Here is a 14,096-nt window from a genome sequence, read left to right on the forward strand (position 1 = left end):
ATCTCCGCCGTCAGAAATTGGCCGTCGCCGCAGGCTTGCTCCGCGGCAGATAGGTGCCGTGGCCTTTCGCCCCGACCAGGACGCCATCATCGACCACCACGCGCCCGCGCACCATGGTGAGCACTGGCCAGCCCGTGACCTCGAGCCCTTCATAGGGCGTGTAATCGGCGCCATCATGGATAAGCTCGTGGCGGATCGTGACCTTGCGCTTGGGATCCCACAGCGCGATGTCGGCGTCCGATCCCACCGCGATGGTGCCCTTGCGGGGATAAAGGCCGTAGATTTTCGCGTGATTGGTCGCGCTGAACGCGACGAAATCGTTGAGGTCGATGCGGCCCTTCACCACGCCTTCCGAGAACAGGATCGGCAATCGCGTCGCGACGCCTGGAATGCCGTTCGGCACCCAGCGGAAGCTGGTGCGGCCCTTGGGCACGAGCTTTCCCTGCGGATCGTCATAGCGGAACGGGCAATGGTCGGACGAGAACACCGAGAACACCTTTTGCTGCAGGCCTTCCCAGCACGCCTGCTGGCTCGCGATGTCGCGTGGCGGCGGTGAGCACACATACTTGGCGCCTTCCATGTTGAGCTGTTCCAGATCGTTCTCGGTCAGGACCAGATATTGCGGGCAGGTCTCGCCCAACACGTTCAGCCCGCGCTGCCGGGCGCGGCGGATTTCCTCCATCGCGTCGCGGTTCGAGACATGCACGATCATGATCGGCACGTCGACGAGTTCGGCCAGCGAGATGGCGCGGTGCGTGGCCTCACGCTCGACCGGGATCGGCCGCGAGGTCGCATGGAAGTGCGGCGCAGTCTTGCCGGCGCGTTCGAGGCGATCGGTGAGGAAGCGGATGGCGTCGAAATTTTCCGCATGCACCATCAGCATGGCGCCCGTCTCGCGCGCGACCGACATGGTTTCGAGCAGTTCGCGGTCCGACAGCGCGAGCCCCTCATAGGTCATGAACACCTTGAGCGAGGTGTAGCCGTCCTCCACCAGCGCCGGCAGCTCCTGGCCGAGCACCTGCTCGGTCGGGTCGGTGACGATGAGGTGAAAGGCGACATCGACATGACATTCGCCCTCCGCCAGCGCGTGGTAGCGTCGCAGTGCCTCGCGCAGCGTCTGGCCTTTCTCCTGCAGGCAGAACGGCAGCACGGTGGTGTTGCCGCCGAACGCTGCCGAGCGCGTGCCGCTGGCAAAGCCGTCGGCCATGACGATGCCGTCGCCCGATGGCTGGGCGAAATGCACGTGGCTGTCGATGCCGCCGGGCAGCACCAGGCGATCAGTGGCGTCAATGATCGTCTCCGCCGTGCCGAGATCGTGCCCCAAGGCCGTGATCTTGCCGCCCTGGATTCCGACGTCGCAGGCAAAGGTGTCGGCGGCGGTCGCAACGGTGCCGCCGCGGATGATGGTGTCGAACGGCATCAGCTCTCTCCTTGCGTATCATGTCGTGGCCGATGTTCGATGACCGCGGCCAGCGGCTCCGCCAGCTCGATGGTTGCCTTGGCATCGGGGCGGCGGAACGTCCCGGCGACGGGCTTGCGCAGCTTGAGTACGGCGAGCGTCTCGGCCTGCCGTACCGCTGCCGCGATCGGATCGATCACCGGCACAGGAATGCGATGGCTGACCTTGGCGGCAAGGCCGGCCAGCGGCGCCCCGGAAAGAATGACGACGTCGGCGCCGTCCTGTTCGACGGCGCGATTGGCGAGCGTCACCAGCATGTCCTCCTTCTCGGCCTGGACATCCGCAATGGAGCGGAAGCCATCATCGAGCGTCCGTATGCCGGTGCAGCGCGCGCCGAGACCATGCATGGCAACGCATTCCCGATACCAGGGCGCGAGCGCGCGGGCGAACGTCACGATCGAAAATCGCTGACCGACCATGCAGGCGGTCAGCATCGCGGCTTCGGCAAGGCCTACGACCGGGATATCGAACAGTTCGCGCGCCCCGAACAGGCCGGGGTCGCCGAAAGCGGCGATGATCGCTGCATCGATGCCGGTGTCGGCCTCCGCCAGCATCTCCAGCGCGATGGCGCCGCCGATCTGGGCCTCGGCCCGGGTCGCGATATAGGGCACACCGCGGCTGGCCGTCATCGCCACCAGCTCGGTGCCAGGCGAGGCCACTTGCGCGCCGGCCGCATGGAGCAGGTCGGTCACCGCTGACGTGGTGTTGGGATTGAGCAGCAGGATCTTCACGGCCCGGCCTTTCTCGTTATGCCGCGCATGTTGGGCTGGGCGCTTGCGGTGCTGGCATCATCCGCGTCGGAGCCCAGTGTCGTGGCCATGATCTCGCCGGTGCGACGGACATGGTGGCCAAGCAGCCGTCCGGCGCGCTCGGCGTCGCCGTCCCTGAGCGCGGCCAGGATGTCCTGATGGTCGCGCACCGATTCATCCCATCGCCCATGGACCGACAGGGCGAAGAAGCGTGCGCGTTCCACTCGCGCCAGCAGGATATCGTGCGTGGCCTTCAACACCGCGTTACGGGCGAAGCCGACGATGGCGCTGTGAATCTGCTGGTTGGTCTCGAAATATTCGCGCAGCTCGCCGCGGTCGTGGTGCCATTCGATGCGCTCCTGCAGCTCTTCCAGTCGCTCCACGTCGCGCTCGACCATCCGTGTCGCGGCGAGCTCGGCGGCGCAGCGCTCGATCCCGCTCACCGCCTCGAACAGTTCGGTCAACTCTTCGCGGCGGAACGGCGCGACGATGGCGCTGCGATTGAGGCGCAGTTCGACCAGACCTTCGGCCGCCAATTGTTTCAGCGCCTCGCGGAGCGGCGTGCGCGAGATGCCGAGCGCCTCGGACAGATCGGCTTCGAGCAATTGCTCGCCCGGCTGAAGATCGCCGCGCACGATCAATGTGCGAAGCCGCGTCGCGGCCTGTTCGTGCAGGCCGGTTCGGGGCACGCGCAGCCGTCGCCGTTGCAGCGTCGTCACGGCGCCGCGCGATTTGGGCTGTTTCCTGGTCTTGGTCGTCTTGGTCTCAGTCACGGTCAGTTTTCGTTCCGGTGAAGAATCTCCGCACCTTCGAGTGTCCTGTGAAGCGCGTCAATCAAATTGGCCGTGGGTCTCGATCGGGATTTCAAACAGGTTGCCCCAGCCGCGAATGCGTGATGGATCGACGCCGGTTGCAGCCAGGCACGCCCACAGCGTCACCGCGATGGAATCGAACACCGCGACACCAAGCTTCGCCTCGAGCCGCGCGGCGGCGCCGGCGCCCCGCATATTGGTGCAGACCACCGCGACCGCGTCGCAGCCTTCGCGCGCCACCTCTTCGATCAGCCTCGCCACCTCGGTCTCCGGCACTTCGGCGAAGGAAAAATTGTCCTGCAGCGAGAGGTGGCGCTCGGCGGCGCAGTGCAAGCCTTCGGACGCCCAGTTGGCGATGATCTTGTCCTGCACGTCGCGGCGATAGGGCGTCACCAGCCCAATGCGCCCCGCCTTGCGGCGCCGGAGCAGGTCGCGGAAGGCGAGCACGGTGGTGCAGGCCTTGATGCCGGTCGCGGCCGTGATCCGCTCGCATAGTTGCTCGTCGCGCTCGAAGCCGAGCCAGCTCGCCGATGTTCCGTTCCAGGCAATGACGTCCACCTTCGCGTGCGCCAGCAGCTCGGCGGCGCGCAGGATCTCGCTGTCGTCGAACTGGCGGAGCGCGGATTCGGACAGCGCGATCTCGGTCACCTTGAAGCGCGAAAAATGCGCCGAGACGTCAGCGATGCCGGCCAGCATCGCATAGGTGATCGGCTCCAGCGCGGTGTTGGACGAAGGGGTCAGCATGCCGAGCCGGACCGGACTAGTCATGTTGCAGCCTTATCATACGCGGCCATCCGTTGATCCATACTGCTAGACCGGCAATTTGCGGCTGTAGTCGATCAGCGTCGAGCAGATCAACAGCGCAACGCCGGCCGCGGCGAAGAACATCAGGGCGAGGAAGTAGGAGCCGGTGGTCTGGACGATCAGGCCGACGATCAGCGGCGTCATGATGCCCGCAATGTTGCCGCCGAGATTCATGCAGCCGCCGAGGAAGCCCGATTTGTCGCGGCCGGCAAGCGCGGAAGGGATGGCCCAGTACATCCCGCACCAGCGCAGGAAGAACAGCGTGGAGGACAGCAGCACCACGACCGTCACCGGGTCGCGGACATAGGCCACCAGGAAAATCGACACCGTCGCCATGATGGCGGCAATGCCGAACAAGGTGCGGAACACCAGGTTCGGCGCGCCGCCGCGGCTGCGCCAGGTGTCGCCGATCCAGCCGCCGACCAGTTCGCCGACGAAGCCCGCGAAGAAGATGATGAAGGATGCGCCGCCGAGCGCCTTGATGTCGAAATTGTGCACCTTGAACAGATAGGTCGGCATCCATGTCAGCAAGCCGTAGAAGGTGGTGTTGAAGAACATCCAGCCCAGGCACATGCACCAGACCGAACGGAAACGGAAATAGGCCATCCAGCTTCCGCCGGAGGAGGGCGGCGTGGCGGCGTCTTCCAGCGCGTGCGCCTGCTCGATGTAGCGCGCTTCGGCCTCATTGACCGACGGGTGCTGTCGCGGTTCGTTGCGGATGTAGTACCACGCCCACACGCCGCACAGCATCGTGCCGACGCCGGCGATGACAAAGGCGGTGCGCCAGGAATCGAAGATCGCGATCAGCCACGCGATCACGATCGAGCCGAGCGCGGCGCCGAGCGGCGCGCCGCCGTCGAGCAGCGTCGCGCCACGCCCACGCTCGTTCTGCGTCATCCAGATGGCGTTGAGCTTGCCGCCCGCCGGATAGATCGGCGCTTCCGATGCGCCGAGCCCAAGCCGGGTCAGCAGCAGCACCCACCAGTTGGTGGCCACTGCCGCGATCGCCTGGAAGGCGCCCCAGAAGATCGTCGCCAGCGCGATCACGATCCGCGGCTTGTAATGATCGGCGAGCAGGCCGCCGGGAACCTGCATGAAGGCGTAGGTCCAGAAGAACGAGCTCAGGATCAGGCCCTGCATCGCCGGATCGATGTCGAACTCCTTGGAGATCAGCGGCATCGCCACCGAGAGCGAGGCGCGATCGATGTAGTTGATCGAGATCAGGAACAGCATCAGCAGGAAGATGTTCCAGCGCACACCGGTCGGTCTGACGGCGCCTGTCGCTCCGATGGCGGACACCTGCTCGCTCATTGCTCCCTCCCGTGCCGGCGGACTTTCAGCGAGCGTCTCCATTGACGTTCATTCGTCCCCTGACGTCGCCAAGTCTGGTCCAGTCGAAGATGAGCGGCAACAACATTTTGTATGCTGCATGCAATAGCTCATATCACCTTGATAAGAATAAAATTTTTGGATGACAAATATCCGCGATGCTGAAATTTCATCGCGGAGCTGATTACGAATTGGGCGCCCGGCAGGCCCGACCAAACGGGATTGTGTATTTCAATTTTGCTCTATAGATTTGAATGCTGTTAAAGATGCGTGGCTCTTCTGACAACTTCCAAGGCAAGGCATGGAGATCAAGCAGAACTTCGTCGTAGCGCAACCTCTCTCCACGGTGTGGACGTTCTTTCACGACGTTCCGAGCGTCGCCGCGTGCCTGCCTGGAGCAGAATATCTCGGTACGAAGGACGACGGCTCGATCGGTGGAAAGGTCTCCGCCAAGGTGGGCCCATTCCAGGCGAGCTTCGAAGGCGAAGCAAAGGTCAAATACGACGAGGAGGCAAAGAAGGTCGCGTTCGAGGGCAAGGGCGTCGACAGGAAAGGCGCCAGTCGCGGCAAAATGTCGATGTTGTGCACCCTTGCTCCTGAAGGCGACGCCACTCGCGTTGATGTCCTCGCCGACGTCCAGCTCTCCGGAACGATCGCTCAGTTTGGAAGAACCGGGCTCATCACCGAGATCGCCAATCAGCTCGTCCGTGAATTTGTGAGACATGCCGAGACCGAGCTCGGCGCCAGAAACGCCGCCGCGGCGGCCGAAGTTGGCAGTCCTCAGGCGGATTCATCGACGGAGTCGGCCCCGCCATTCGCGCCTGGTTCTGGAGCGGTCAAGCCGCTCAACACCACCTCGCTGTTCTTTGCGGCCCTGAAGGGCTGGCTGAACTCGCTCTTCAAGAAGGCTGCGTAAGCCAAACAACCTAAAGCAAAGGAATTCGCGCGATGAAGATCGTCGACTTGTCTCATCTGATGAATGTGCACACGCCCGGCTGGGTCGGATATGCCGGCAACAAGATGTACTACGCTCAGAATCTGCAGACGATCCACATCGTCGCCCAGCGGATCGATTCCGCGCTCCATGTCGGAACCCACATCGACGGTGCGATGCACGGTACGGATGGGATGGGCGACATGGCATCCTATCCGCTGGATTTCCTGGTCGGACCGGGCGCCGTCGTCGATGTGTCCGAGCATATGGAGGATTGGGCCGTCATCACGCCCGAAATGATCGAGAGCGCGCCGGTTGAGGTCAAGGACGGCGACATCCTTATCATTCACACCGGCTGGCACCGCTATTGGGAAGGCAAGCCGCAGCAGGACCTGGTGAAGTATTTCTGCATGCATCCCGGAGGGAAGCAGGAGCTTCTCGATTGGATGCTGAAGAAGAAGATCAAATGGTTCGGGATCGATTGCGGTTCCGGCGACCACGCGATGAACACCACGATCAGGCGCATGCGGCCCGACCTCGCAAAACAGTTCGAGGCCAAGGTCGGAATGAGCTGCGACGAGTTCTTCGGCAAGAACTCGTACACGCACAAGCGTTCGGGGCGAAAAGTCGTGGAAGACTATTTCCCCTTTCACTCGCAGGCATTTCAGGAAGGACTCATTCACGCCGAGAACGTCGGCGGCGACATCGAGTTGATGCTGAACAAGCGCGCCGTCATCGGCGCGTTTCCATGGCGCTATGAGGGGCTCGAAGCCTGCCCTTGCCGGATCGTGTGCTTCCAGGACGTGGAGGAGAACGTCGAGGCCGTCGGTGACGTGGCGAAGGCGATCTTTGGGCCACGCCAGATTCCATCGGGCATGATGTCGGGCGGCCCGGACGGCCGCTGACCAGTTGCGCGACAAGTGAGGACGCGGGACGCGCTATCGCGGATCCCTGCGTCCGGCGGATGTATCTACTTCGAACGTTTGGCCTGCTGGGCGCGCTTGCGATGCGCGGCCTGTTTCGCCCGGTTGCCGCACGCCGCCATGCTGCACCACCTGCGCGCGCGGCTTCGGGTTCGATCGACGAACAACAGCGTGCAGTCCGGCCCCTCGCACGCCTTCACATAGGTGAAGTCTTCGCTGCAGACGAGGTCGGCCAGCGATCGCGCCAATGGGAGAAGCAGCGAGTCCGGTGATTGCCAGCGCCGCTCTCGGCGCCAGACGAGGCCGGACACCCCGCCATGGCCATGGTGCCGCTTGTTAGGTCGATCGCGCACCACGACCTGGCCGAACTCGTCGTCGCGCGCCAGCATTTGATTGAGCGGTTCGAGTTGGCGCAGGGCATTCTGCCCAATGGGCTTACCCATATGTTTGTAGACAAAGGGCTTGAACCAGTCCCGCAGCGCGCGCGCTTGCGCTGCAATGGCGTCCAGCTCGCCGGGAAGGGCGCTCTTGCGAAAACCGTTCAGCACCTCGTCCGGCACCAATCCGGCCTGTTTCAGCCACGCCAGAAGATCTTCTCCCGACGCCAGCCACTCGACCGTGACATCCACCGGGACCGCAATGGAGTTCAAGAAGTCCAGCCCCGGGTTGTCAGCGATGAAGATGGGTGGCGGGCGCTTGGTTGTCACAGGAGTCCCAGAGAGACCGGCAACTATCGATAGGCCGGCAAGGCGAAATATAGCCGCTGGTAGCTTGTCTGCAATAACCCGCAGAAAACCATTTAGATGCTGTTCGCATCTCGCGCGCCGCGGTGTTGCTGGGAATGAGCTGGTGTCGTTGCGGCAACGACGTCGCCGGAGACCAGGGCAGCTAATCTCTTCAGGCCTCGATGGATGTTGATCTTGACGAGCGGCGCAGACTGGCCTGTGACGTCGGACGCGCGGACAATGCTGAGGCCGTTGAGCTTCACGAGGCGGATCACGATGGCTTGCGCGGGCTTCAGCCGGCCAAGCAAATCGTCCAGCGTGGCGGCACTTACCGCGGTCCCCTCGTGGTCCCCGGTCGATATGTCTTCGTCGAGCGGGAGCGCGGCGAATCGAGACGCGTCACGTATGCGATCGATCCCCTTGTAGCGTGCAATCGCCCTGACCCACGCCCCGAAGGCTCTCGATGGAGCGTAAGTGTGCCGTTTGGCATGGATCGCGAGAAGCGCATCCTGTCTTGCATCATCTGATACAGGATAGGGAAGCCGCCGTGCATAATAACGACGGAGCCAGACGTCTATTTCGCGGAGCAACTGCTCGTAGGCCCGGCTGTCACCATCTTGCGCGGCGACCATCAGGCGACCCCATCGCTCGGAACGGCTATCCCAATTCGTGGACTGCAATGCGTTCTGCGCGGTTCGCGGCGAACGACCTGCGGCGTCGGAGGACAGGAGCTTCTCGGCTGAACTCCGGGCGCTCTGGGTCCAGGTACATGCAGCGCAATCGGTTCCTTTATCGTGGATGCTGTCCATTGGAGAGGCTCCTCTCGACGCAAGCAAGAAGGCGCTGGCAAATTTTCCGTCCGCTGTAACCAAAGCCGTTTGTCCAACGAAAGATGGTCACGTGAGACCGGTCTGAATGGGTTGGAACAGCCATATCAAGAAGAAGTGACGTAACCTCCGAGAACGTCACAGACAAGTTACTACGCCTGAGAGCGGGAACTTCATGTGGTCAAGTCGGCGCGGTTGGCATCACCGTGGCCGTTGTCAGGGAGACTCCAGCAGATGATCGACAATACAGACGTCGCACGTCGCACCGTGCTTCTAGCAATTACCGCAGCTTCCGGCACTGCACTATCGTTCACCCTGGCGCAGCGCGCCGCCGCCCAACCCGTCGACGATGCCGCATCGACCGCTTCCGATCCGTTTGAGACGGCGGAAATCGATACCGGCGAGAACACCATTTTCATCAGGCGTTACGGTAAGGGATCCCCGCTGCTCATGGTGCACGGGTTTCCGCGAACCAGCCTGATGTGGCGCTACGTAGCGCCGCAACTGGCGAGCAAGCACACGGTGATCTGCGTCGACCTGCGCGGCTATGGCCGCAGCGGCGTGCCCGCTTCCGCCGAGGATCATTACCCCTATTCAAAGCGGGCAATGGGGAACGAACTTGTCACGGTGATGGACAAGCTTGGCTTCTCGAAATTCGATCTCGTCGGACACGACCGTGGTGGCCGCGTTTCCTATCGCCTCACGCTCGATCATCCGGAACGGGTGCGCCGTCTCGCCGTGTTTGACGTCATCCCGATCTCGGAAGGATGGGCTCGCGCCAATGCAAAGTTCGCCACGACGTACTGGCCCTGGATTCTTCTGTGCCAGAAGGAGCCGCTTCCGGAAAAATATCTCCTGGGTGCGCCCGATGCGGTATTCGATAATCCGTTTGGCCAGGGCTCCTTCGGCCCCGATGTCAGGGCGGCGTACATCGAAACCTATCGCGATCCGGCCCGGGTGCACGCGATCTGCGAGGAGTATCGCGCAGCTGCGTCGCTCGATATCGAGCATGACAAGAAGGACAGGGAAGACGCGCGGCGTATCACCTGTCCGAATGTAGTAACCGTATAAAACGTCGTAAGACGGTTACTATCTCTCGACACGAGACAGGAACTCTTCATGACCAAGGTTCATTACCGGAAGGCAGATGTCGACGGCTTCAAGGTATTCTACCGCGAGGCTGGGCCGGCCGATGCGACAGCACTGCTGCTGCTTCACGGATTCCCAAGCTCCGGTCATATGTTTCGCGAATTGATCCCGGCCCTGTCGGATCGCTTTCGCGTCATAGCACCGGACCTGCCCGGCTTCGGCCAATCCGACATGCCGTCTCGCGACAGGTTTTCCTACACGTTCGACCGATTGGCCGACGTGATCGAACGCTTCACCGAAGTGATCGGGCTCACCCGTTTCGCGATCTATGTGTTCGATTACGGCGCCCCGACGGGCTTTCGACTGGCTGTTCGCCATCCGGGGCGCATCACGGCAATCATCTCGCAGAACGGCAACGCCTATGAGGAGGGGCTGAGCGAGGGGTGGAATCCGATCCAGGCCTATTGGCGAGATCCTTCGCAGGCCAATCGCAACGCGCTGCGATCCTTCCTCGCCCCTGAGGCGACGATCTGGCAATATACGCACGGCGTGTCCGATACGACCTCTGTGTCCCCGGACGGCTATTCACTCGACAACTTCTATTTGGCCCGCGCCGGCGCCGACGAGGTTCAGCTCGACCTATTTGCCGACTACAAGAGCAACGTCGCGCTCTACCCGGCTTTCCAGGCGTACTTCCGCAAGCACAAGCCGCCGTTCCTGGCGGTCTGGGGCAAGAACGATCCGTTCTTTCTGCTGCCAGGCGCGGAGGCGTTCAAGCGAGACATTCCGGGCGCGCAAGTCCGTTTCTTCGATACCGGTCATTTTGCACTTGAGACTCACTGCGAAGAAATCGCCGCCGTGATCCGCGATTTTCTTTCGCGCTTGAAGTGAAATGTGCGGCCCGAACAGTCTGTTTCGAAGGGTGGTCCGATGCGCGCAATCGTTCTCGAGAAATTTGGCGGCCTCGACAGCCTGGTGATCAAGGAGATCCCGGAGCCTGAACCGAAGGCGGGATATGTCGTGATCCAGGTGAAGGCGTTCGGCATCAACCACGCCGAATTGCATATGCGCAGGGGCGAGTGGGCAGAGGCTGCTCCGGTCAGCGGCATCGAGTGCGTCGGCCTCGTCAAATCCTGTCCCGGCGGCGAGTTTCCGATCGGCGCGAAAGTCGCCGCGCTGATGGGCGGGCTCGGCCGCACGATCAATGGCAGCTATGCCGAATATACCCGCGCGCCGGTCTCGAATGTCGCGCTGATCGAATCGGATCTGCCCTGGGCCGAACTCGCCACGATTCCCGAAACCTATGCGACCGCATGGACCTGCCTGTTCCGCAATCTCGAGATCGAGAAGGGGCAATTGCTCGTCATTCGCGGGGCAACTTCTTCGTTTGGTCAGGCCGCGCTCAAGATGGCCGTCAATGCCGGGGCGCGTGTGATCGCAACGAGCCGCAGCCGCGATCGCTTCGCCATGCTCGAAAAGCTGGGCGCCGAGCGCTGCGAAATAGAGCGCCGAGATTTGTCGAAGGTCATCCCCGAGGCAAAGAAGATCGATGCGGTGCTCGACCTCGTGGGCAATACCGTCATGCTGGATTCTCTCGCCATGCTTCGGCGCGGCGGCCGTTCTTGTCTCGCCGGTTGGCTCGGCGGCCTTGATCCGATCCCCGACTTCAATCCGCTGCTGCAGATGGCCAGCGGCGTCTATCTGACCTTCTTCGGCAGCTTCGTGTTCGGGACCCCGGGCTTTGCGCTCTCGGACGTGCCACTTCAGCAGATTGCCGCCGACGCCGCCGCGGGTCGGCTCGACGTGAAGCCCGCCCGGATCTTCCGTTTCGAGGAGATCCGCGAGGCGCATCGCGTCATGGAGGCCAACGAGGCCAAAGGAAAATTGGTCGTCGTGCACGCGTGAGCCCGCGCGCCAGGCTGCATTGGCATTGGCGGTGAGCATCACCTACGACCGCTATGAACGCGGCCGACCCCCTACACATCGTTGTGAATCAGGGAGCTGTAGGTACCCGTAACGACGGGCGCTGCCCATGCGTACGGGATGTCATGAACTTCAACGCGTCAGTGCAGTCCGTCAAGGAAAGAGGTGATCTACATGAAGATGCCCTTCAACATGAAGACGCCATTCCACGTCGCCGAAAAGGGCGACGGGCCTTACGGCCTGCTGGCTATCCTCCGCTGGGTCATGGTTGTCATCTTCGTGTCGTTCGGCATGCAAAAGTTCACGCCGCAGTCCGCGCAGGGCATTGTTCAATTCATCAGCAATAGTCCGTTCATTTCGTGGTTATCGGTGCTGGGTATCCGGGGAGAAGCGTATTTCCTCGGCGTCGTGGAGCTGGGTATTGCCGTGCTTCTTGCGGCAGGCGCGTTCAGCCCGATCTTGTCGGCGGTCAGTTCGCTGTTAGGCATGATTACGTTCGCCATCACCTGGTCATTCTTCTTCACGACGCCCGGTGTCGTTAAATGGAGTTGGTCGACCGACCCGATGGCCTGGAACTTGACCGGCCAGTTCATCTTCAAGGACATCGTCCTGCTTTGCGTCTGTGTCGTGTTGTTCCTGGCTTCTTTGCCGCGATCTTTCATCCGATCACGTCGTATGTGAGGGGGGTCCTTCTTCGCCATTGTTGCGGGGTTCTCACTCTCCGTCATTGCGAGCAAAGCGAAGCAATCCATGCTTCCGCAAGTGGCGAAATGGATTGCTTCGCTCCGCTCGCAATGACGAGAGTTGTAGGATGGGTAGAGCGTAGCGAAACCCATCATTCGCGCGGCTTGCTCCATCGCTATGGTTTCGCCGCGCTCTACCCATCCTACGGCGCTATCGCGAGGATGTCCCCGCTTGCGCCGTCTCTCTCCCGAGCCGCCGCTGCAGCACTGACCAATACGTCGCCGGGAGCAAGCGTTGCAGCAGGTCCATCAAGCGCGCGTCGCTGCCGATCAGGATGCGCGGCCGGTTGTTCTCGACGCCTTGGATGATGCTGCGCGCGGCGGCAGTCGGTGTCGTCCTGGCGGCCGCATCGAACCATTCGATCGCCTGCGCGCGGCGCGCATTGTCGGATACGCCGGCGCCGGTGCGGGAATTACGGACGATGTTGGTCGCGACGCCGCCCGGATGCACCACCGACAGCCGCACCGGGCTGCGTGCGGCGGCAAGCTCATGCCGCAGGCTTTCGGAGAAGCCGCGCACCGCGAATTTCGAGGCGCAATAGGCGGTCTGGCCGGGCGGTGCGACGATGCCGAAGATCGAGGACACGTTGACGATATGCGCCTCGCGCTGCCGCGCAAGCTGCGGCAGGAAGGCCCGCGTCGCATGCACCGTGCCCCAGAAGTTGGTGTTGAACAGCCACTCCATCTGCGCCTGCTCGATCTCGTGGAACTGGCCGAGCAGGGTGACCCCGGCATTGTTGATGAGGATGTTGAGGGACGGGTGCGCGCTGGTTGCGGCCTCCGCGAAGCCCGCGATTTGATCGGTTTCGCCGACGTCGACGCGATGCACCGTGACTTTCGGCGCGCCTGCTTTTGCAACCTCGGCGGCCACCGCAGCAAGGCCGGCCTCGTCGCGGTCGGCCAGCGCGAGATCGGCGCCGCGTGCGGCAAGCTCGAGCGCGAGCGCCCGGCCGATGCCGCTGGCGGCTCCCGTCAGGGCCACCGCGCTTGCCGAGATCGTAGTCATGCGATCAGCTCCCAAAGAGGAAGGGGAACCATCTGTAGCACAGGGTTCCGCAAGTTTTTCAAATTCGAACTGAACCAGATCGCGGTGCAGGTTTTAACTTGCTTTAACTCCACGAACGGAGGCGCCATGGAACAGGCAAGAACGCCTCGCGCGAGAGCGCTCATCGTCGAAGACGACCCGATGCAGCGGCAGATGATCGGGCTCTTGCTGGAAGAGAGTGATTTCGACGTGATCGAATGCGCCAGCGCCGAAGCCGCGGAGGTGGTTTTGCAGCGCGACGGCGAGGATATCGATCTGATGATGACCGACGTCGAGCTCGCCGGCTACAAGGACGGCGTCGAGCTCGCTCACATCGCCAAGCGCCGCAATCCGGCCCTCGGCGTTATCGTCACCTCGGGCAAGCCGCTGAGGCGGCAGCTGCCCGATGGCGCCAAATTCTGGTCGAAGCCCTGGGCACCGCTGGATGTGATCCGCGAGGCGGAGCGGACGGTGCTGGCGCGGGATGGAGCGCGTTAGGGCATAATCCCATGCGCGTTGTGGGCTTCCGATCGGTGGGCGCAAAATCAAACGGCGGGCCGCAAGCCCGCCGGTTTGACCAACTCCGGTTGAGCGCCCGGGCGGGGCGAGCGCGCGCCGCCGCCCGGGCTGAAACAGTTACTTCTTGGCCTTCTTCTTCTTGGTGGCCTTCTTCGCCTTTTTCGCCTTCTTCGCTTTCTTAGCCATAGTATCCTCTCAGGGTTAAATGGATTGAAACGCGACGCTGAGGCATGCTT

15 protein-coding genes are annotated in these 14,096 nt (G+C 62.5%); 7 read left to right on the forward strand and 8 right to left on the reverse strand.

Going from position 1 to position 14,096, the window contains the following annotated elements; translation table 11 throughout:
- Positions 1 to 10: 10 nt before the first annotated feature.
- The 5 genes from hydA to YY7_RS0101050 form a co-directional block, all read right to left on the reverse strand.
- Complete coding sequence (gene hydA, locus YY7_RS0101030) at positions 11 to 1,420, reverse strand: dihydropyrimidinase (protein ID WP_028161604.1); 1,410 nt, start codon at positions 1,418 to 1,420, stop codon at positions 11 to 13.
- Positions 1,420 to 2,190 carry an aspartate/glutamate racemase family protein gene (locus YY7_RS0101035; protein ID WP_028161605.1) on the reverse strand — a complete coding sequence of 257 codons (771 nt, stop codon included), beginning with the start codon at positions 2,188 to 2,190 and terminating at the stop codon, positions 1,420 to 1,422. The genes hydA and YY7_RS0101035 overlap by 1 nt, the downstream gene beginning before the upstream one ends.
- The gene (locus YY7_RS50220; protein ID WP_051396448.1) at positions 2,187 to 2,927 is read right to left on the reverse strand and encodes a GntR family transcriptional regulator; all 741 of its coding nucleotides are present in this window, start codon (positions 2,925 to 2,927) and stop codon (positions 2,187 to 2,189) included. The genes YY7_RS0101035 and YY7_RS50220 overlap by 4 nt, the downstream gene beginning before the upstream one ends.
- A 111-nt stretch (positions 2,928 to 3,038) precedes the next feature.
- A complete protein-coding gene (locus YY7_RS0101045) occupies positions 3,039 to 3,788 on the reverse strand; it encodes a maleate cis-trans isomerase family protein (RefSeq protein ID WP_028161606.1) in 750 nt (249 codons plus the stop codon).
- Positions 3,789 to 3,830: 42 nt separating this feature from the next.
- Positions 3,831 to 5,135, reverse strand: a complete 1,305-nt coding sequence (locus YY7_RS0101050; protein ID WP_035688745.1) for an MFS transporter — start codon at positions 5,133 to 5,135, stop codon at positions 3,831 to 3,833.
- A 319-nt stretch (positions 5,136 to 5,454) separates the two neighbouring features.
- On the opposite strand from YY7_RS0101050, the gene YY7_RS50225 reads away from it, so the two are divergent.
- Positions 5,455 to 6,069, forward strand: coding sequence for an SRPBCC family protein (locus YY7_RS50225; protein WP_051396420.1), 615 nt, complete (start codon positions 5,455 to 5,457; stop codon positions 6,067 to 6,069).
- A 32-nt stretch (positions 6,070 to 6,101) separates the two neighbouring features.
- Positions 6,102 to 6,992 carry a cyclase family protein gene (locus tag YY7_RS50230; RefSeq protein ID WP_051396421.1) on the forward strand — a complete coding sequence of 297 codons (891 nt, stop codon included), beginning with the start codon at positions 6,102 to 6,104 and terminating at the stop codon, positions 6,990 to 6,992.
- Between the two features lie 65 nt (positions 6,993 to 7,057).
- On the opposite strand, the gene YY7_RS0101065 is transcribed toward YY7_RS50230, so the two are convergent.
- Both YY7_RS0101065 and YY7_RS50235 read right to left on the reverse strand, forming a co-directional pair.
- On the reverse strand, positions 7,058 to 7,717 hold the full coding sequence (locus YY7_RS0101065) for a CGNR zinc finger domain-containing protein (protein ID WP_028161608.1): 660 nt from the start codon (positions 7,715 to 7,717) through the stop codon (positions 7,058 to 7,060).
- Between the two features lie 92 nt (positions 7,718 to 7,809).
- On the reverse strand, positions 7,810 to 8,367 hold the full coding sequence (locus YY7_RS50235) for a sigma factor-like helix-turn-helix DNA-binding protein (RefSeq protein WP_080663511.1): 558 nt from the start codon (positions 8,365 to 8,367) through the stop codon (positions 7,810 to 7,812).
- 429 nt (positions 8,368 to 8,796) lie between these two features.
- Here YY7_RS50235 and YY7_RS50240 point away from each other — a divergent pair, with 429 nt between their 5' ends.
- The 4 genes from YY7_RS50240 (at position 8,797) to YY7_RS0101090 (ending at position 12,255) form a co-directional block, all read left to right on the forward strand.
- On the forward strand, positions 8,797 to 9,633 hold the full coding sequence (locus YY7_RS50240) for an alpha/beta hydrolase (RefSeq protein ID WP_080663512.1): 837 nt from the start codon (positions 8,797 to 8,799) through the stop codon (positions 9,631 to 9,633).
- Between the two features lie 48 nt (positions 9,634 to 9,681).
- Positions 9,682 to 10,542: an alpha/beta fold hydrolase gene (locus tag YY7_RS0101080; RefSeq protein ID WP_028161609.1), complete on the forward strand. Its 861-nt coding sequence runs from the start codon at positions 9,682 to 9,684 to the stop codon at positions 10,540 to 10,542.
- A 39-nt stretch (positions 10,543 to 10,581) separates the two neighbouring features.
- Complete coding sequence (locus YY7_RS0101085; RefSeq protein ID WP_028161610.1) at positions 10,582 to 11,556, forward strand: zinc-binding alcohol dehydrogenase family protein; 975 nt, start codon at positions 10,582 to 10,584, stop codon at positions 11,554 to 11,556.
- 192 nt (positions 11,557 to 11,748) lie between these two features.
- Positions 11,749 to 12,255: a YkgB family protein gene (locus YY7_RS0101090; RefSeq protein WP_433994479.1), complete on the forward strand. Its 507-nt coding sequence runs from the start codon at positions 11,749 to 11,751 to the stop codon at positions 12,253 to 12,255.
- 213 nt (positions 12,256 to 12,468) lie between these two features.
- On the opposite strand, the gene YY7_RS0101095 is transcribed toward YY7_RS0101090, so the two are convergent.
- Positions 12,469 to 13,323 carry an SDR family NAD(P)-dependent oxidoreductase gene (locus YY7_RS0101095; RefSeq protein ID WP_028161612.1) on the reverse strand — a complete coding sequence of 285 codons (855 nt, stop codon included), beginning with the start codon at positions 13,321 to 13,323 and terminating at the stop codon, positions 12,469 to 12,471.
- 126 nt (positions 13,324 to 13,449) lie between these two features.
- Between YY7_RS0101095 and YY7_RS0101100 the strand changes: the two genes are divergently transcribed.
- On the forward strand, positions 13,450 to 13,839 hold the full coding sequence (locus tag YY7_RS0101100; RefSeq protein WP_028161613.1) for a response regulator: 390 nt from the start codon (positions 13,450 to 13,452) through the stop codon (positions 13,837 to 13,839).
- Positions 13,840 to 14,096: the final 257 nt, after the last annotated feature.

Origin of the sequence: Bradyrhizobium elkanii WSM2783, from assembly GCF_000472865.1 — a bacterium.
GTDB lineage: Bacteria > Pseudomonadota > Alphaproteobacteria > Rhizobiales > Xanthobacteraceae > Bradyrhizobium > Bradyrhizobium elkanii_A.